General features: G+C 67.7%; 16 protein-coding genes. 11 read left to right on the forward strand and 5 right to left on the reverse strand.

Going from position 1 to position 18200, the window contains the following annotated elements:
• Positions 1 to 11: 11 nt before the first annotated feature.
• From ON43_RS02995 to ON43_RS03005, 3 genes are all read left to right on the forward strand, one after another.
• Positions 12 to 1397: a dipeptidase gene (locus ON43_RS02995; RefSeq protein WP_040803246.1), complete on the forward strand. Its 1386-nt coding sequence runs from the start codon at positions 12 to 14 to the stop codon at positions 1395 to 1397.
• Between the two features lie 232 nt (positions 1398 to 1629).
• Positions 1630 to 3939 carry an MMPL family transporter gene (locus tag ON43_RS03000; RefSeq protein ID WP_040803249.1) on the forward strand — a complete coding sequence of 770 codons (2310 nt, stop codon included), beginning with the start codon at positions 1630 to 1632 and terminating at the stop codon, positions 3937 to 3939.
• A 58-nt stretch (positions 3940 to 3997) separates the two neighbouring features.
• Positions 3998 to 4624, forward strand: a complete 627-nt coding sequence (locus tag ON43_RS03005; protein ID WP_040803252.1) for an AF_1327 family membrane protein — start codon at positions 3998 to 4000, stop codon at positions 4622 to 4624.
• A gap of 20 nt (positions 4625 to 4644) precedes the next feature.
• On the opposite strand, the gene ON43_RS03010 is transcribed toward ON43_RS03005, so the two are convergent.
• On the reverse strand, positions 4645 to 5289 hold the full coding sequence (locus tag ON43_RS03010) for an MBL fold metallo-hydrolase (RefSeq protein WP_040803255.1): 645 nt from the start codon (positions 5287 to 5289) through the stop codon (positions 4645 to 4647).
• 190 nt (positions 5290 to 5479) lie between these two features.
• Between ON43_RS03010 and purS the strand changes: the two genes are divergently transcribed.
• On the forward strand, positions 5480 to 5713 hold the full coding sequence (gene purS / locus ON43_RS03015; protein ID WP_040803258.1) for a phosphoribosylformylglycinamidine synthase subunit PurS: 234 nt from the start codon (positions 5480 to 5482) through the stop codon (positions 5711 to 5713).
• Positions 5710 to 6387, forward strand: coding sequence for a phosphoribosylformylglycinamidine synthase subunit PurQ (gene purQ / locus ON43_RS03020; RefSeq protein WP_040803261.1), 678 nt, complete (start codon positions 5710 to 5712; stop codon positions 6385 to 6387). Before purS ends, purQ begins: the two co-directional genes overlap by 4 nt.
• 9 nt (positions 6388 to 6396) lie before the next feature.
• On the opposite strand, the gene ON43_RS03025 is transcribed toward purQ, so the two are convergent.
• Positions 6397 to 7464 (reverse strand): substrate-binding domain-containing protein, encoded by a 1068-nt coding sequence (locus tag ON43_RS03025; RefSeq protein ID WP_040803263.1) that lies wholly within the window; start codon positions 7462 to 7464, stop codon positions 6397 to 6399.
• A 46-nt stretch (positions 7465 to 7510) separates the two neighbouring features.
• On the opposite strand from ON43_RS03025, the gene ON43_RS03030 reads away from it, so the two are divergent.
• Positions 7511 to 7948, forward strand: coding sequence for a MarR family winged helix-turn-helix transcriptional regulator (locus ON43_RS03030; protein WP_040803266.1), 438 nt, complete (start codon positions 7511 to 7513; stop codon positions 7946 to 7948).
• Between the two features lie 89 nt (positions 7949 to 8037).
• A complete protein-coding gene (locus ON43_RS03035) occupies positions 8038 to 9357 on the forward strand; it encodes a M18 family aminopeptidase (RefSeq protein WP_040803269.1) in 1320 nt (439 codons plus the stop codon).
• 96 nt (positions 9358 to 9453) lie between these two features.
• Here the strand turns inward: ON43_RS03035 and ON43_RS03040 are convergent, their stop codons facing one another.
• Positions 9454 to 10650: a glycosyltransferase 87 family protein gene (locus tag ON43_RS03040; protein ID WP_051177819.1), complete on the reverse strand. Its 1197-nt coding sequence runs from the start codon at positions 10648 to 10650 to the stop codon at positions 9454 to 9456.
• 276 nt (positions 10651 to 10926) lie between these two features.
• Here ON43_RS03040 and purL point away from each other — a divergent pair, with 276 nt between their 5' ends.
• Positions 10927 to 13221, forward strand: coding sequence for a phosphoribosylformylglycinamidine synthase subunit PurL (gene purL, locus ON43_RS03045; RefSeq protein WP_040803272.1), 2295 nt, complete (start codon positions 10927 to 10929; stop codon positions 13219 to 13221).
• 98 nt (positions 13222 to 13319) lie between these two features.
• Here the strand turns inward: purL and ON43_RS03050 are convergent, their stop codons facing one another.
• On the reverse strand, positions 13320 to 13607 hold the full coding sequence (locus ON43_RS03050) for a YiaA/YiaB family inner membrane protein (RefSeq protein ID WP_040803311.1): 288 nt from the start codon (positions 13605 to 13607) through the stop codon (positions 13320 to 13322).
• Between the two features lie 151 nt (positions 13608 to 13758).
• Between ON43_RS03050 and ON43_RS03055 the strand changes: the two genes are divergently transcribed.
• From ON43_RS03055 to ON43_RS03065, 3 genes are read left to right on the forward strand one after another with little or no spacing between them, the layout of a single operon-like run.
• Complete coding sequence (locus ON43_RS03055; protein ID WP_306304954.1) at positions 13759 to 15561, forward strand: alpha/beta hydrolase; 1803 nt, start codon at positions 13759 to 13761, stop codon at positions 15559 to 15561.
• Positions 15558 to 16292 (forward strand): CPBP family intramembrane glutamic endopeptidase, encoded by a 735-nt coding sequence (locus ON43_RS03060; protein WP_245568442.1) that lies wholly within the window; start codon positions 15558 to 15560, stop codon positions 16290 to 16292. The genes ON43_RS03055 and ON43_RS03060 overlap by 4 nt, the downstream gene beginning before the upstream one ends.
• Positions 16293 to 16334: 42 nt before the next feature.
• The gene (locus tag ON43_RS03065; protein WP_040803275.1) at positions 16335 to 16721 is read left to right on the forward strand and encodes a sterol carrier family protein; all 387 of its coding nucleotides are present in this window, start codon (positions 16335 to 16337) and stop codon (positions 16719 to 16721) included.
• Positions 16722 to 16731: 10 nt separating this feature from the next.
• Here the strand turns inward: ON43_RS03065 and ON43_RS03070 are convergent, their stop codons facing one another.
• Positions 16732 to 18123 carry a YhgE/Pip domain-containing protein gene (locus ON43_RS03070; protein WP_245568443.1) on the reverse strand — a complete coding sequence of 464 codons (1392 nt, stop codon included), beginning with the start codon at positions 18121 to 18123 and terminating at the stop codon, positions 16732 to 16734.
• Positions 18124 to 18200 lie beyond the last annotated feature (77 nt).

Raw genomic sequence — 18200 nt, forward strand, 5'->3', positions numbered from 1 at the left:
CAGGAGGATTCATGACCACAACCGCAGGGGCGCGCGAGGATTCGAAGGTGGCCGCCCTGCGCGCGGCCGTCAAGGAACTCATGCCGCGCGCGAAAAGCGATCTGGAACAGCTCGTTTCGTTCAAGTCGGTGTACGACGCCCGGCAGTTCCCGATCGAGGAGTGCGAGAAGACCGCGCAATGGGTGGCCGACGCCTTCAAGGCCGAGGGACTCACCGACGTGGGCCTGCACAAGACGCCGGACGGCAGCAATGCGGTAGTGGCGCGCAGCAAGACCCCGGCCGGGAAGCCGACCATCATGCTGTACTGCCACTACGACGTGCAGCCGCCGCTCGACGACGCCGCCTGGAAGACGCCGGTCTGGCAGCTCACCGAGAAGGACGGCCGCTGGTACGGGCGCGGCGCGGCCGACTGCAAGGGCAATATCGTCATGCACCTGACCGCGCTGCGGGCGCTGCGGAAGGTGTACGGCGACGACTTCCCGGTCGGGCTGGTGCTGGTGTCCGAGGGCTCCGAGGAGCAGGGCACCGGCGGGCTCGAGGAATTCGTGCCCGGCAATGCGGACCTGCTGCGCGCGGACACCCTGTTGATCTGCGACTGCGGCAATTTCGCGGTCGGCGTCCCCACCTTCACCCAGACCCTGCGCGGCAATGTGAACGTGGTCGTCACCGTCGAAACCCTGGCCGGGCCCATGCATTCCGGCATGTTCGGCGGTCCCGCCCCCGATGCGCTGGCCGCCATGATCCACCTGCTCGGCACCCTGCGCGACGCCGACGGCAACACCACGGTGGACGGCCTGCGCACTGATCAGGTGTGGGAGGGCCACGAGTACCCGGTCGACCAATTCCGTTCCGACGCAGGCGTTCTCGACGGAGTGGATCTGGTCGGCAGCGGCAAGGTGGCCGACATGCTCTGGGCCCGACCGGCTCTCACCGTGCTGGGCATGGACGTCCCGGCCGTGGTGGGCTCGTCGGCGGCCATCCAGCCCAAGACCCGCGCCCGCCTCAATCTGCGCATCCCGCCGGGCACCAAGCCGGACGAGGCGCTGAAAGCGCTTACGGCACACCTGAAGTCGCATACCCCGTGGAATGCGAAGGTGACCATCGAGACCGAGTCCACCGGCTCGCCGTTCGTCGGCAGCACCGATGGCCCGGCTCGCACCGCGATGGCGGAGGCTATGGAGGCCGCCTACGGCCGCCCCGCCACCACCGAGGGCCAGGGCGGCTCGATTCCGCTGTGCAATGTCTTCGCCGACACCTACCCGCAGGCGGAGATCATGCTCATGGGCGTCGAGGAACCCAAATGCCTCATCCACGCGCCCAATGAGAGCGTCGACCCCACCGAGATCGAGAACATGGCGCTCGCCGAGGCTCTCTTCCTGGCCTCCTACCGAAGCTGACGACCGCATTACGATCCGGTCAATCACCGTCCCGGCGGCAATTGAAGAGCTATCGTTCCGGATGGCTCTCCCTCTACTCGCGCCGCCGGGCGGTGCCTCGTCCTGCCCGGCGGCGCGGCCTCAATCCCCGTCGTTTTCGCCCGAATCGCTTGATCCGATGGCAATTGGATAGCAAACTCAACAATCGGTAGTACGAAGACCACAGCACGCCCGGCGACCGCTAGGAGAGCTCGTGTCCGTCTATCTGTACCGGTGGGGCAGGTTCGCGTATCGGCGCAAGTGGATCGTGCTGCCGGTCTGGCTGGTCCTGCTCGCGCTGCTCGGCATCCTCGGGGGCGCGCTGCAGAAGCCGATGAGCAACTCCTTCGACATACCGAACCTGCCCTCGGAGCGCGCCAACCACATTCTCGACGAGCATTTTCCGGGCATGTCGCAGGCGTTCCAGTTCGACGCGGTCACCGGCGTCTACGTGATCGGCGCACCGGCCGGGACCAAACTCACCGATCCGGCCAACCGGCAGGCGCTCGACGCACTGGTGCGGAAGCTCAACGACCTCGGCATCGTCGACCACGCCAAACCCTTGGTCGACCCGATCGCGGCCGCCGAGCAGATGGGCTGCCTCACCGGCGACCGCCGCTCCCAGGACTTCGTGAGCCGGTGCAGCAATGCGCCGCTGAACGTGCTCAATCCGAACCAGCCCGATACCGTCGCGGTGCTCAGTGTCCCGTTCACCATCAAGGACTTCGGCGCCATCACCGCCGACGATCGCGAGGCCGCCTACGACGTGGCCGACGACGCCCGCCGCGCGGGCCTCACCGTCGAACTCTCCGGCACCATCGCCATGGAACAGCAGCAGCCCAGCGGCAAGTCCGAAATGATCGGCATGGCCTTCGCCTTCGTGGTCATGATCGTCTGCTTCGGCGCGCTGATCGCGGCCTTCGTGCCGATCATCACCGCCGTCGTCGGACTCGGCGCGGCCATGGCGACGATCTTCCTCGGCACCGCCTTCCTCGACGTGCCCAGCTTCACCACCTTCCTGGCGTCCATGATCGGCATCGCGCTGTCCATCGACTACGCGCTGTTCATCGTGTCCCGCTACAAACACGAACTGTCGGTACAGGATTCACCCGAGGAAGCCGCGGGCGTGGCGTTGGGCACGGCCGGTTCGGCGGTGGTGTTCGCCGGACTCACCGTGATCATCGCGTTGATCGGGCTGAGCATCGTCGGCGTCCGATTCCTGACCTTCATGGGCCTGGGCGGCGCGGTCGCGGCCGGATTCGCGGTACTGGTCGCGCTCACCCTCATGCCCGCGCTGCTCGGCGCGTTCGGGCGCTTCATCTTCAAGCCGAAGCTGCCCTTCGTCGCCCAGAGCGATCCCGAGGACGACAGCCAGGTCACCAATGGCGTGCGGGTGGCCCGGGTGATCGGCCGGGTGCCCGTGCTCACCCTGCTCCTGAGCATCGTGGTGCTGGGCCTGATCGCCGCGCCCGCCGCCCACCTGCAGCTCGGCCTGCCCGGCGAGGACAGCCTGCCCAAGACCTCCACCGTGCGAAAGGCGTACGAGCTGCGCACGGAAGGCTTCGGCGTGGGCAGCAACGGCGTGCTGCAGGTAGCCGTCGACCTGTCGAATGTGCAACCGGAGCAACGGGATGCGGCGGTGACCGCGCTGCGCGACAAGCTCGCCGGGTACTCGGACATGAACTACGTGACCAATCCGGTCTTCAGCCCGGACAAGCAGGGTGCGCGGCTCGAGGCCGTCCCCAAGACCGGACCCAATGATCAGGACACCAAGGACCTGGTCCGCGATGCCCGCGACGCCGAGTCGCAGTTCAAGAGCCAGTACGGCATGGAGTACGGAATCACCGGCACCACAGCCATTTACGCCGATATCGACCATGTGCTGCTGGGCAAGATCGTGCCCTATCTGGCCATTGTCGCCGGGGCGGCGTTCCTGCTGTTAATCGCCGTATTCCGTTCCATCCTGGTGCCTTTGACGGCGGCGCTGGGCTTCCTGCTGTCCATGGCCGCCACCTTCGGCGCCACCGTGCTGATCTTCCAGGACGGCAAGTTCGGCATCATCTCCGAGCCGCGGCCGATCATCAGCTTCATGCCGATCATGTTGATCGGCTTGGTCTTCGGGCTCGCCATGGACTACCAGGTGTTCCTGGTGACCCGCATGCGCGAGGAATACGTGCACGGTGAGAATCCCAAGCAGGCCATGATCAAGGGCTACCACCACGGCGCGCGGGTGGTCACCTCCGCGGCCGTCATCATGATCTTCGTGTTCGGCTCCTTCATGCTGGAGCCGGATGTCAGCGCCAAGTCCATGGGCTTCGCGCTCGCGGCGGGCGTCTTCTTCGACGCCTTCCTGGTCCGCATGGTGCTCATCCCGTCGCTGCTGGTGCTGATGGGCAAGTGGGCGTGGTGGATTCCGGCCTGGCTGAGCAGGATCGTGCCCGATATCGATGTCGAGGGCGCGCGGCTGCGGGAGATCCAGGAGCGGGAGGCCGCGGCGGCCCGGGAAGAGGTATTTACAGGTTGACAATAGGAGTTGATTTGTAAAGACTCTGGGCGTTCACGGTCGGGAGAGAGGCGCGCCGATGACCGATCACGCCCGCACGGCACTCGAATTGCTGCGCGACAGCAGCCAATTCAAGTGGTATGTCATCCCGCTCCTGCTGGTCGTCGTCTACGTCTACGCCACCGAGGTGGAACGCCGGAACTGGAACGTCCTGTTCGCCGGGCTGGCGCTGTGGGGCATGGACCTGTTCAACGAGCTCTGGAATTCCGTGGTCTTCCACGCCACCGGCCGCGCACCGGTCTGGGGCGCGACCGGCCTGACGGCCTATCAGCTGCTCATCGGCCTCAATATCGAGATCTGCTTCATGTTCGCCATCATGGGTGTGGCGGCCGCGAAGATGTTGCCGCCCAAGGAAACCCGCATCTTCGGCCTGCCCAACCGGCCGGTGCTGATCGCGGCGAACTCGGCGGCCGCCGTCGGCGTCGAGGTGCTGCTCAACAAGGCGGGCGTGCTGACCTGGGACTGGTCCTGGTGGCAGGCCGACTTCCCCTACCTCATCTGGCTGATCGGCTACGTGCCGTTCTTCGTCGCCTGCTTCCGGGTCCACGACCTGCCGACCGTGCGCGCGAAAACCCTTGCCGTGGGCGCGATTCTGGGAATCGACGCCCTGGCCGTGATTGTTTTCGGAGCCCTCGGCTGGTTGTGATCGCTGGTGGCGGAACCGAGTCAGAATTCCGCGTGGTCCTCGGGTTCGATGATCTTGAATTCGGTATTCGCCGGGCCCATTTCGTTCAGCCGACCGAAATAGATGCCCTGGGCCTCGGGGGCGATGATGCCGTAGTGGATGGGGAAGGCGACCCGGGGATTAACCGCCCGCAGGTAATCCACCGCTTCGCTGATCCGCATCCACGGCGCGACCGCCGGAATGGCGAGCACGCCCGCCGGCGTCGACGGAACCCAGAGGGAATCGCCGGGGTGCACGAGTTGCGCGGGATCGTCGGGGGTGCCGAGCTGGAAAACGGTGTTGTCGATGACTGGAATGTCGGGATGGATTACCGCGTGGCGGCCGCCGCCACCGGTCACCTGAATATCTCCGACTTTAAGGACATTTCCGGCATGGACGGCCTCCCAGGACCCGCCCCGCTGCAGCGCGGTCTGCGGATCCGACAGCAGCCTGGCCTGCGGATTCGCCTCGATCAGCGCGTCGATCCGATTCGGGTCGATGTGATCCGGATGCTGATGGGTGACGGCGATGGCGTCCAATCCGGTGATGCCCTCGAAACCGTGCGAAAAGGTGCCGGGATCGAACAGAACCCGGACGCCGTTCATCTCCACGAGAATGCAGGAATGTCCGAAATGGGCTATGCGCATATGGCAACCGTAGCTCCGTCCAAGCCCTCATCGCCGGACTCTCGCCATCCTTGGAGGTTCCGCTGTGTCGGGCGCCACAACGGCGTTGCCCCGGCGGCGATGGCTCGCACCGCGCCAACTACGCTGAGCAGCACAACACGCCCGGCCGTCGCAGTCGCCGGGCGCCGCCCCACCAGCTGAGGAGCAACGCGTGGCACGTGTCGTGGTCGAGGTGATGCCGAAGGCCGAGATCCTGGATCCGCAGGGACAAGCCATTGTCGGCGCGCTGGGGCGTCTCGGGCACCCCGGGATCTCGGATGTGCGGCAGGGCAAGCGGTTCGAGCTCGATGTCGATGACAATGTCACCGACGCCGATCTCGAGCAGATCGCCGAATCGCTGCTGGCCAATGTCGTGATCGAGGACTGGAAGGTCGTCCGGCTGTGAGCGCCCGCATCGGTGTCATCACCTTCCCGGGCACGCTCGACGATGTCGACGCCGCCCGCGCGGTGAAACTGGCCGGAGCCGAAGCCGTTTCGCTGTGGCACGCCGATGCCGACATCAAGAATGTCGACGCGGTCGTGGTGCCCGGCGGCTTCTCCTACGGCGACTACCTGCGCGCCGGCGCCATCGCCTCCATGGCCCCCGTCATGGGCGAGGTCATCAAGGCCGCCGAGGGCGGCCTGCCGATCCTGGGCATCTGCAACGGTTTCCAGATCCTGTGCGAGGCGGGCCTGCTGCCGGGCGCGCTGACCCGCAACGAGGGCCTGCACTTCGTCTGCCGCGATCAGTGGCTGACCGTCGAGCAGACCGATACCGCCTGGTCCTCGCGCTATGAGAAGGGCGCGCAGATCCTGGTGCCGGTCAAGAACGCCGAGGGCCGCTACCAGGCCTCCGCCCAGGTGCTCGACGAGCTCGAGGGCGAGGGCCGCGTGGTGTTCCGCTATGCCGGCGGCAACCCGAACGGTTCGCAGCGCGATATCGCGGGCATCACCTCGGCCAACCGCCGGGTGGTGGGCCTGATGCCGCATCCCGAGCACGCCACCGAGCCGCTCACCGGCCCCAGCGATGACGGCCTGGGCCTGTTCCTGTCCGTGCTGGACAGCCTGGTCTCCGCGTAACCCGGTAACTCAGATTCCGTCCAGAATCTCGAAGTCGACTCCGCCCGCCCTGGCCAGCCAGGTCGGGCGGATCGCTTGATTGCCCTCGAAACCGACCTCGCCCCACGGGGTTTCGATGACCGGCCGATCCGCGACCGCCCGCTGGATCCGCCGCACGTCCAATGATCCGGCCAGCTCCGCCATCCCGCGCAGCGTGTGAATGGCCTCGTAGCTGGTATTGCTGAAATTGGTCAGCGTGGGCGCGAACCAGCCGTGCAGCTTGTGATAGCGGTCCAGCCGTTCCCGATCGTGCGGGCCGTTCACGAAGAATCCGGACGGCACGAACAGATTGTGGTTCGCGCCGCCGCCCGCCGCCAGCAGCACGTTCTCGTCCACCGCCGGGCTCACCCGCACCTGCTGATCCGACCGCCCGGTCCGCGAGAACTGCAGGTTGAAGCGCGCGACATCCGCGCCGACCAGCAGCACGATGATGCCGTCGGCCTGATCCAGCAGCGGGTCACCCAGGAAACGCCGGAAATCGCGGGTGCCCATGGGCACGAACATCTCCAGTGGAATCAGCTCCGGATCCAGCAGCGCGGCCCGCACGGCCTGCGCGGTGCGCCGCGGCCAGACGTAGTCGTTGCCGATGATGGCCCAGCGCCGCGCCTCGAAGGATCGGTGCAACCAGTCCAGCGCGGGCAGGATCTGGTGTTTCGGGTCCGCGCCGATCATGAAAAGCCCGTCGGGGGTGGACTCCAGGCCCTCGTGGTCGGTGGCGAACAAATACGGCACCCGACCGGCCGTCACCTGTTCCACCGCGCGTCGCACCGCCGAGGTGTGCCAGCCCGTCACCGCGTGCACCATGCCCGTGGCGAGCAGCGCGGCGACTTCCCCCGCGACGACGGCGGGTTCGCGTCCGCCGTCAATGTGGGTGACGCGCAATTCCCTTCCCAGAATTCCGGAACCGGAGTTGATTTCTTCCAACGCCAGAGAAATGGCCGCCTCACAGGACGGTGCGAAGATACCGCCGGGCCCCTGCTGCGGCACTATGTTGATGATCTCGATAGTGTTCTCGGGATTCCCGTCGAACGGGGACATGGGCTAACCTTCCCCTCGTTCAAGCGGTTTCTGACGGGCGGGAAATATGGCGACAATTCTAGGTGGATTTTCCACCTTGCATGGAGCCCTCCGAGCGGCCGAGCGGAGTTGGCTTCGTCACCTGGACGCCGCACTGTGTGCCAGGCGGCTCACCGCCGACCAATGGTGCATGCTCACCAATCTATCCGCTGACGTCGGCATCACCATGAGCGAACTGGCCACCCGGGCCCAGTTGCCCCCGTCTTCTGCCACCCGTCACGCCGACCATCTCGCCGAGCGCGGGCTGATCTTCCGGGTGGCCGCCGCCGACGACCGCCGCCGCATTCTCATCGGCCTGAGCCGCCGCGGCGAGGAGCTGGTCTCGGAGGTCCGCTGCGAGGAAGCGCGGGCCGAGGCCGAGCTGCGCCGCAGCCTCGGCAGCGACGATTATCTGGAACTGGTGCGCCTGCTGGGCCGCGTCGCCGGAGCGCCGCTGCCCGACTGATGATCCCCCGGGCTTGTCGAAGGGGTTTCAGGGGAAGCCCCTGAGAGTCTGAGAGTTGATCTGAGGCATGGTTGCTTAGGATCAAGGTCATGCCCGTTGCCGAGACCACCGCGACCGCCGCCGGCCTGTGTGAATTCATCGACGCTTCGCCGTCGCCCTTCCATGTCTGCCGCACTGTCGCAGCGGAACTCGACGATCACGGCTTCACCCGGCTCTCCGAATCGGCCCCGTGGCCGTCCAGTAGCGCGGGCCGTTACTACGTGGTGCGCGGCGGTTCTCTGGTGGCATGGGCCGATGGCGGGCCGGGCACGCCGACCGGATTCCGGGTCGGGCAGGCCACTCCCTTCCGGGTCGTCGGGGCCCACACCGACAGCCCCAATCTGCGGGTGAAGCAGCATCCGGATCTGGCCGTGGCGGGCTGGCAGCTGGTCGGGCTGGAACCCTACGGCGGCGCCTGGCTGAACTCGTGGCTGGACCGGGACCTCGGCATCTCCGGGCGGCTGTCGGTGCGCGACGGAAACGTGGTGCGGGAGCGGCTGATTCGCATCGACGAGCCGATCCTGCGGGTGCCGCAGCTGGCCATCCACCTGTCCGAGGACCGGCGCGGAGTGCAGCTGGATCCGCAGCGGCACGTGAACGCGGTGTGGGGGATCGGCGGCGAGCCGCGCTCGTTCATGGCCTTCATCGCCGAACGCTCCGGCATCGAGCCCGACGCGGTGCTCGGCTGGGAGCTGATGACCCATGATCTGGTGCCCTCCAAGCTGATCGGGCGCGAGCTGGATCTGATCAGCGCACCCCGGCTCGACAATCAGGGCACCTGCTACGCGGGGCTGCGTGCCTTCCTGGCCGCCATCGCCGAACCCGGCGCGGCGGTGCCGGTGCTGGCCATGTTCGACCACGAGGAGGTCGGCAGCCAGTCCGACCGCGGCGCCCAATCCGGGCTGCTGCCCACGGTTTTGGAACGCATCGTGCTGACCCGGGGCGGCGGGCGCGCCGAATACCTGGCGGCACTGGCGGGTTCGGTGTGCGCGTCGGGCGATATGGCGCACGCGACGCATCCGAACTACCCGGAGCGGCACGAACCCGCGCACCGCATCGAGGTGAACGGCGGGCCGGTGCTCAAGGTCAATCAGAACCTGCGCTACGCCACCGACGCGACGGGTGCGGGCGCCTTCGCACTCGCCTGCGTCCAGGCGAACGTGCCGTTGCAGCGCTACGTCCACCGGGCCGATCTGCCGTGCGGTTCCACCATCGGCCCGATGACCGCGGCCAATACCGGCATGCCGACCGTCGATGTCGGCGCAGCCCAGCTGGCCATGCACTCGGCGCGCGAAATGATGGGCGCGGCAGACGTTCCCGCCTACGCGTCCGCACTGGCGGCCTTCCTGACGCCGGAGATCGTGCGATAGACGACCCGCTCGTCATCCCGGCATGCTTTTGGCCGGGATCCACACGGACGGCGATGGATTCCGGCCAAAAGCGCGCCGGAATGACGGGGTCGGTGCTCAGGCGTCCAGCACGGTGGCTTCGGCGGTAGCCGGGTTGGGTCGGTAGCTCAGCACGGCGACCACGAACAGGGCGAAGGTGAACAGCACATAGCTGTTGCCCAGCAGTTGCTGCCACCAGTTCCAGGTGAGTTCGCGGTCGGCGTTGTGGGGGAGCAGCCACATCGGGCCGACGGCGAACATGACCACGGCGAAACCCACCGCGCCCAGGAACCACGGATTGCGGCGGCCGCGGGCGATGGCGTCGGCGGCCACCAGCAGCGCGGGCGCCACCCACACCCAGTGGTGCGACCACGAGACCGGCGAAACCAGCAGCACCGCAGCGGCATTCACCATCAGGGCGGCCACCTGCGCGCCCTCGTCCAGCAGGCGCTTCATCCACACCGCGGCCAGGCCCACGGCGATCACCGACAGCACCAGCCACAGCAGCGTGGCGACCGAGGTGGAGAAGCCCAGCCGGAACACGAAACCCTTGATGGACTGATTGCCCGCGTACCAGGGCGGACCGATGCGGCCGGTGTCGGCGAGAGTGTGGAACCAGTACTGCGGCGAATCGTGCGGGAAGATCACGAATCCCACGGCCACCGCGCCGATGGCGGACAGCACCAGGGTGATCGCGCCCTTCCAGTCCTTGCGCAGCAGGAAGTAGAGCAGATAGCCGCCGGGGGTCAGCTTCACCGACACCGCGATGCCGATCAGCATGCCGCGCGGCCAGAATGTCTTGCGCGCCAGGCAATCCAGCGCCACCGCTGCCATCAGCACCAGATTGATCTGCCCGAACCCGTAGGTCTCGCGGATCGGCTCCAGCAGCTGGGTCAGCGCCACCGCGCCGATGACCAGCGCGATCCGGGTCTGCCAGGCCAGGCTCGGGCGCAGTAGATCCAGCACCAGCCACAGCGTCACCCCGAGCGAGGCGATGGACACGATGAGCACCGCCCACTCGGCGACCGCCAGCGGCATGACGGCCAGCGGCGCGAAGAACAGCGCGGCCAAGGGCGGATAGGTGAACGGCAGCCCGATTCCGTAGACCGCGGGCATCGGCCCGTACAGGTCCTTGTCGTCCAGCCAGGCCCGCGCACCGTTCCGATACACCTGTAGATCGATGTATCCGTGCCACTTGGTGATCAGACTGACCACCGCCGACACGGCGAACAGCGCCACCGCCAGAGCCAGCAGTTCCTTCTGCCGTCGCGTCATCCCTCCAGGAGTGGACACTGGCTTCTCGGTCTGATCCGCGACACCGGATCGATCGTTCACCGCCACAGAGTAGCTCCCGGACCTGCCCGCACCTTCAACGCACGGCCGGGGTGCCGCCGCCCTTCACGCGCGCGGTCAGTGGCCTCTACCACACCGGGAACCGGGGTAAAGACTTGAAATCAGTGGCAATTAGACTCCCTTCATATATCTCGCCGACATCCAGCAACGCGGGCAATCGCTTCCGACCTGCCCGGCCGAAAGGACTCTGGTATTCCCGTGACCAGCCACGTCGATACCGTCAGCAACGCCGCGGCCACCTCGGACCACCCGCAGCCCTACAAGGAACTCGGCCTCAAGGATGACGAGTACGCCCGGATCAAAGAGATCCTCGGGCGGCGTCCCACCGACGCCGAGCTCGCCATGTACTCGGTGATGTGGTCGGAGCACTGCTCGTACAAGTCGTCCAAGGTGCACCTGCGCTACTTCGGTGAGACCACCACCGAGGAGATGAAGAAGTCGATGCTCGCGGGCATCGGCGAGAACGCGGGCGTGGTGGACATCGGCGGCGGCTGGGCGGTGACCTTCAAGGTCGAATCGCACAACCACCCCTCCTATGTCGAGCCGTACCAGGGCGCGGCCACCGGCGTCGGCGGCATCGTCCGCGACATCATGGCGATGGGCGCGCGCCCGATCGCGGTCATGGACCAGCTGCGCTTCGGCGCGGCCGACCACCCGGACACCCGGCGCGTGGTCGACGGTGTGGTGCGCGGCGTCGGCGGCTACGGCAACTCGCTGGGCCTGCCCAATGTCGGCGGCGAGACCGTGTTCGACCCGTCCTACCAGGGCAATCCGCTCGTCAACGCGTTGTGCGCGGGCGTCATGCGGGTCGAGGACCTGCACCTGGCCTTCGCCTCCGGCCAGGGCAACAAGATCATTCTGTTCGGTGCGCGCACCGGTCTCGACGGCATCGGCGGCGTGTCCGTGCTGGCCTCGGACACCTTCTCGGGTGACGAATCCGGTTCCGGCCGTAAGAAGCTGCCGAGCGTCCAGGTCGGCGACCCGTTCGCCGAGAAGGTCCTCATCGAGTGCTGTCTCGAGCTGTACCACGCCGGACTGGTGGTCGGCATCCAGGACCTCGGCGGCGCCGGACTGTCCTGCGCCACTTCCGAACTCGCGGCGGCCGGCGACGGCGGCATGCGCATCGACCTGGATCAGGTGCCGCTGCGCGCCGCCAATATGACTCCCGCCGAGATCCTTTCGAGCGAGTCGCAGGAGCGCATGTGCGCGGTCGTCACCCCCGAGAACGTGGACGCCTTCATGGACGTCTGCAAGAAGTGGGATGTCACCGCCACCGTCATCGGTGAGGTCACCGACGGCGAGCGCCTCATCATCACCTGGCACGACGAGGTCGTGGTGGACGTGCCGCCGCGCACCGTCGCCCACCAGGGCCCGGTCTACGAGCGCCCGGTCGAGCGGCCCGCGGATCAGGATGCGCTGAACGCGGATTCGGCCGCGCGCCTGAACCGGCCCAAGACCGGCGACGAACTGCGCGCCACCCTGCTGAAGATGCTGGCCAGCCCGCAGCTGTGCTCCCGCAAGTGGATCACCGAGCAGTACGACCGCTACGTGCGCGGCAATACCGTGCTGGCCGAGAACGCCGACGCCGGTGTCATCCGCATCGACGAGGAGACCGGTCGCGGCATCGCGCTGGCCACCGACGCCTCGGGCCGCTACACCAAGCTCGACCCGTACACCGGCGCGCAGCTGGCGCTGGCCGAGGCCTTCCGCAATGTCGCCGTCACCGGCGCCACCCCGAAGGCCGTCACCAACTGCCTGAACTTCGGCTCGCCGGAGGATCCGGGCGTCATGTGGCAGTTCCAGCAGGCCGTGCGCGGTCTCGCGGACGGCTGTGCGGCGCTGGGCATTCCGGTCACCGGCGGCAATGTCTCCTTCTACAACCAGACCGGCCAGACCGCCATCCTGCCCACCCCCGTGGTCGGCGTGCTGGGCGTCATCGACGATGTGCACCGCCGCATCCCGACCGGTCTGGGCACGGAGCCGGGCGAGACCCTCATCCTGCTCGGCGAGACCCGCGACGAGCTGGACGGCTCCATCTGGTCGCAGGTCGAGCACGACCACCTCGGCGGCCTGCCGCCCAAGGTCGACTTCGCCCGCGAGCAGCTGATCGCCGAGATCCTGGTCTCCGGTTCGCGCGACGGCATGGTCTCCGCCGCCCACGACATCTCCGAGGGCGGCCTGATCCAGACCGTCGTCGAGGCGGCCCTGGCCGGCGAAACCGCCTGCCGCATCATCCTTCCCGAGGGCGCCGACCCGTTCGTCACCCTCTTCTCCGAATCCGCGGGCCGCGTCCTGGTGGCCGTCCCGCGCTCGGAGGAGACCCGCTTCACCAAGATGTGCGACGCCCGCGGCCTGCCGTGGGTCCGCATCGGCGTCGTCGACGACGGCTCCGACTCGGTCGAGGTCCAGGGCCAGTTCACCGTCAAACTGGACGAGCTGCGCGCCGCCCACGAGGGCACGCTGCCCGCCCTCTTCGGAAACTCCGACCACTGAACCCATTCGGCCGATAGGCCGTGGACATAGCGAGAGCCCGCCGGACCCCTCGATCCGGCGGGCTCTCGTCGTCTCCGCGGTAATGCTTGCGGGACAGTTCAGTTGATTTTGAACGGGTCGTGTTCGGCCATCAGTTTTTCCATGCGGGCCTCGTCGATGCGGTGGGTGACCTTCGTGGATTCGTGTTGGTCGCGAATCACTTTGGCGAGGGTGAAGCTGCTGCTCACCAGGAAAAGCGTTGACATCAGCAGGAATCCGCGCTGCCAGATGTCGAGGGGGAGGTAGATGATGCCGATGACCAAGGAGGCGAAGCTGATTCCGAAGGCGATCATGGCCTGAGCCAGAAACGCGGTGGTGCTCTTGGTTTGTGCGCTCGGGGTGCTCATGGGTACCGAGTCTCGCGGCGGCAGCGCGAAATCGACCGCGTACAACTACTCGAGTGCCGTGGGTAGATGCCGTCGGCGACGCGCCCGGGTGATGGTCTCTGTCACAGACGGGGGTCCCCGGATTCCGGCCGGTTGCGTCCATACTTGACGGGTGCTGGACACCACCGAGGCTTTGACACGGTTGCGCACGCGCGGCACCGTGGTCTACGCGCACGGGGTGGTGGCCTATCGGAAGCTGTTCCGGCGCGGGTGGGGTCGGAAGATCGCGGTGGTCGCGCGGCGGGTCGAGGACATCATCGATCTCAATCACACGGGGCTGGTGGTCGCGACCATCTTCTTCGCGTGGTCGGTGACGCCGTCGCTGGTGCCGCGCGACTGGCTGTTCCAGGGGTTGATCTCCGGCATCAACGCGGCCATCGGATACGGCGTCGGCTGTGTGCTGCAGTGGTTGTTCCGCAAGTGGATTCGGCCGCGGATCAAGCTCGGGTCGCCGCCGGAGTGGGCGCGGTACCTGGTCAAGGTCATCGTCGTGGTGGGGTGCATCCTGGTGGCGGGCCGCATGCTGGTGCTGTCCGCCGACTGGCAGCGCGAGATCACCACCCTCATGGGCATGGAGGGCACCACCCGCGCCGCGTATCTGCGTACGGGCGGACTGAGTTTCGCGGTCGGCGCGCTGGCGGTGGCGGTCTTCCGGACGCTGCGCTCGGCCGTGCGGTTCCTGGCCCGGCTGCTCAGCCGCTGGGTGAAGGTGCCGCCGACATTCGCGCCCGCCGCCGGGGCGCTGCTGCTGACCGTGCTCATCGTGACCCTGTTCAACGGCGTCGCCACCCGGGCCTTCTTCGCGGTCGCCAACTCGGCGTTCAGCGTGCGCAACGACAAGATGACCGAATACGCCGTGCAGCCCACCAAACCCGAGCGCTCCGGCAGCCCGGCCTCGCTGGCCGCCTGGGAGACCCTCGGCTCGGAGGGGCGCTGGTTCGTCTCGCACGGGCCCGATCCCATGCTGATCAGCGCCGTCACCAAAAAGCCCGCGCGCGAACCGATCCGGGTCTACGTGGGATTGCAGTCGGCGACCGGCGACACCACCGAGGAGGACCTGGCGGTCGCCGAACTCGAGCGCACCGGGGCCTTCGACCGCAAGGTGCTGGTGCTGGCCACCACCACCGGGACCGGGTGGGTGAACGGGGAGGCGGCGGCCGCGCTCGAATACATGTGGGGCGGGGACACCGCCATCGTGGCCTCGCAGTACTCGTATCTGCCCAGCGTGCTGTCGTTCCTGGCGGACCGCCAGAAGGTGGCGATCAACGGCAGGAAGATGTTCGACGCCGTATACGCGCACTGGGTGCGGCGGCCGCCCGAGCATCGGCCGAAGCTGCTGGTGTACGGCGAATCCCTGGGCTCGCAGGGCTCCGAATCGGCCTTCGACGGGCTGGCCGACCTGCGCTCGAAGGTGGACGGGGCGCTGTGGGTGGGCCCGCCCAACTCGAATCGCCTGTGGCAGCAGTTCGTTCAGCGCCGCGATCCCGGGACGCGCGAGGTGGATCCGATCTACGCCGACGGCCTGGTGGTCCGATTCGCCGCCACCGCGGCGGATTTGGGCAAGCCCTCGGCCGATTGGCGCAAGCCGCGCATCGCGTACCTGCAGCACCCGTCGGACCCCATCGTCTGGTGGTCGTCGGATCTCATCTTCTCCCAACCGGATTGGCTGTCGGAACCGCGCGGCGCGGACGTCTCGCCGCAGATGCGCTGGTGGCCCTTCGTCACCTTCTGGCAGGTGGTCGCCGACCTGACCAATGCCCAGGGCGTCAGCGACGGGCACGGACACCGCTACGGCTCCCTGGTGCTCGACGGGTGGGCCTCCATCGCCGCGCCGCCGGACTGGGATCAGGATCTGGCCGAGCGCATCCGCACCCAGATCGAACTCGCGGAAGCCTACGAACGGGCCGTCAAGTGAGAGTGCGCCGCACGGCCATCGCGGCGACCGGTGGCGAGCAGGGGAGTCTCCAGGTCCGGGGGCCCGGGATCACAGCGCTGCTGAGCCCGAAATCGCTGGTGGCAATGGCGGTTCCGCTGGTGTGGAGCAATCGGGTCCTCCCGGCTCTCGCGCTGGATATCCGCGGCCGGACCGCCGCCAACACCGCCTTCGCCACCGCGTATGCGCTCGCGTTTCGAGGGATGCCGAACTGGCTGGAACCGCGCGGATTTCGGGTAGGCGCGATCGCGGCCGGACTGGTGCTGTCCGGATACGCGGCGGCCGTGGCGATTCCGTCCACCCGCCGCCACCTGGCCGGACTCGACGATCGCGGTCCCGGCGTCCACACCGTGGAATGGACCGCGCTGCACATCCCCGGCGGCACCGTTCTCACCGAGGAACTCGTCTACCGCTCGACGCTGACCCCATTGCTCGCGGAGACCGCGGGCAGTCCGGGAACGGCTCTCGGCGCCTTCGTCTTCGGCCTCTCCCACATTCAACCCGCCCGCGCCGCAGCCGATCCGGTCGCGGCGACGGTGGCGCTCACCACCGGTGCGGGCCTGCTCTTCGACCGCCTGCGCCGCGACACCGGCAGCGCCATCGCCCCGGCACTGCTGCATCTTGCCCTCAATGCCGGTGGGGCGCTGGCCCCGCGTCTGGCCCGCCGTCTCGTCTCGGGAGCACCCCTGACCGCCACGGCCGATCGCCCCTGACCGCGGCGGCCCGGCGTCGGTGGGCGGCGGTAGCCTCGCGGCATGGCGCGACGAGGTGGGGTGGATCCGGCGGAGGTGCGGGCGGCGGTGGCCGCGGTGGGAGAGTGGCTGCGGGACGACACCGTGGCGAAGCCCCCGCGTACCGAGCTCGCGGCGGCCGTGCGGGGGACCGTGCGATCGCTCGCGGCAGACGCGCCAGGGCATTCGGTGGAGGTGCGGGTACCGCCATTCGTGGCGGTGCAGTGCATCGAGGGGCCGCGGCATACGCGCGGGACGCCGCCGAATGTGGTCGAGACCGATGCGCGGACCTGGCTGCTGCTGGCCACGGGGCTGCTCGAATTCGACGACGCCGTGGAGTCGGGAGCATTGAGCGCGTCCGGCAGCCGGGCGGGCGAGGTCGCGCGCTGGCTGCCGGTCGTGCCGCTGTGATGCCGCCGGGCTAGGTGTCGGCGGTGCTCTCGCTGTCGGCCGGTTTGGCGTGCTTGCCGCTCGCCGCGGTCTCGACCGGCTTGCGCTCCAAGCCCTTCCGGTCGTAGTAGCGGGTGCTGAACAGGCCGAGGACGACGCCGATGGCCAGGCCGAGCACCGCCATCCAGAGGCCGCGGGTCAGGCCCGCCTGCCCGTTGCCATTGAAGTAGAGGATCGAGCGGGTGCCCAGGAAGACCTGGTGCATGGGTTCGAACTTGGCCAGCCAGCCGAAATACTTGGGGGTCGCCTCGATCGGGATGGTGCCGCCGGAGGAGGGCAGGCCGAGGATGACGAAGATGATCAGGTTGATGATCAGTCCGGAGGTGCCGACCGTGGCCAGCACCGAGGTGCAGGTGAAGCCGACCGCGATGATCACGAAGGCGCCGTAGAGGAACAACAGCAGCGGTTTGTCCAGCGGCATTCCGAGCGCGGCCGCGATGCCGAGGAACGCACCCGAGACCGTGAACGCCATCACCGTCACCGCGGACCACTTGATGAGCAGTGTTTTCACGCGGGAGATGGAGGCGCGCGGGTAGTGCACGTACCACGGTCCCCACTCGGTCGGCAGGAAGCCGAGCGCCGAGTCGATGAGCTGGTGGATGATCATCGCCCCGACCATGCCGATCAGCAGGAGCAGCAGGCTGTAGAAGAAGGCGGTCAGGCCTTCACCGGAACCGCCCGGCAGCGGCCGGAATTGGTCGACCACGATATTCAGCGGTTGCGCCAGCACCAGCCGGGTGGCCGCCGACAGTTCGGTGGGGGGCGCCCCGGGCGGCGGCGTCAGCTGCGCCTTGACCTGGTCGGTCAGCTGCTGGCCGACCTGCGTGTTCACCTGGGTCAGGGCCTGCTCGCCGAATTTCTGCACGACGGCGGTGGCGAACGCGCCGGTGCGCGGGTTGGTCTGCAGGGTTAGCACCGGCTTGGAGATATCGCCGGGCACCACGCTGCCGACGCCGAGAATGCCGAGCCGCTTGGAGAAGTCGGACGGAATGATGATGGTGCCGTAGACCTGTGCCGACTGCATCCGCAGCTGGGCTTCGTTGATGCCGAGCACCTGCAGATCGATCTGATCCGACGGCACCGCTTTCCGCAGGCCCTCGGAGATCTGATCCCCGAAGTTGACGTGCTTGCCGCCGATATCGTCGCCGACATCCTGATTCACCAGGGCGATCGGGAAGTCGTGCAGGTTCTTCTCCGGATCGACGACGTAATCGAGATACATCACGCCCAGCAGTGAGGCCAGCAGCGTGACGACGACAATCGGGAAGGCCCACCTGATCGGGCTCAAATGCCTGCGCGGGGGCTGGGATTCCGGGCGTTGAGGCGTGGGTTCCGCGCCGCCGTCGATGTCGGTGCTCGTCACGGTCGAACGCTAACAGCAAACCGCCTGCCATCCGGGTTATCCCAACGGTGGGTTGCCTTGCGGTTACCCGTAGAATG

It is taken from the genome of Nocardia concava NBRC 100430, assembly GCF_000308815.1.
Lineage (GTDB): Bacteria > Actinomycetota > Actinomycetes > Mycobacteriales > Mycobacteriaceae > Nocardia > Nocardia concava.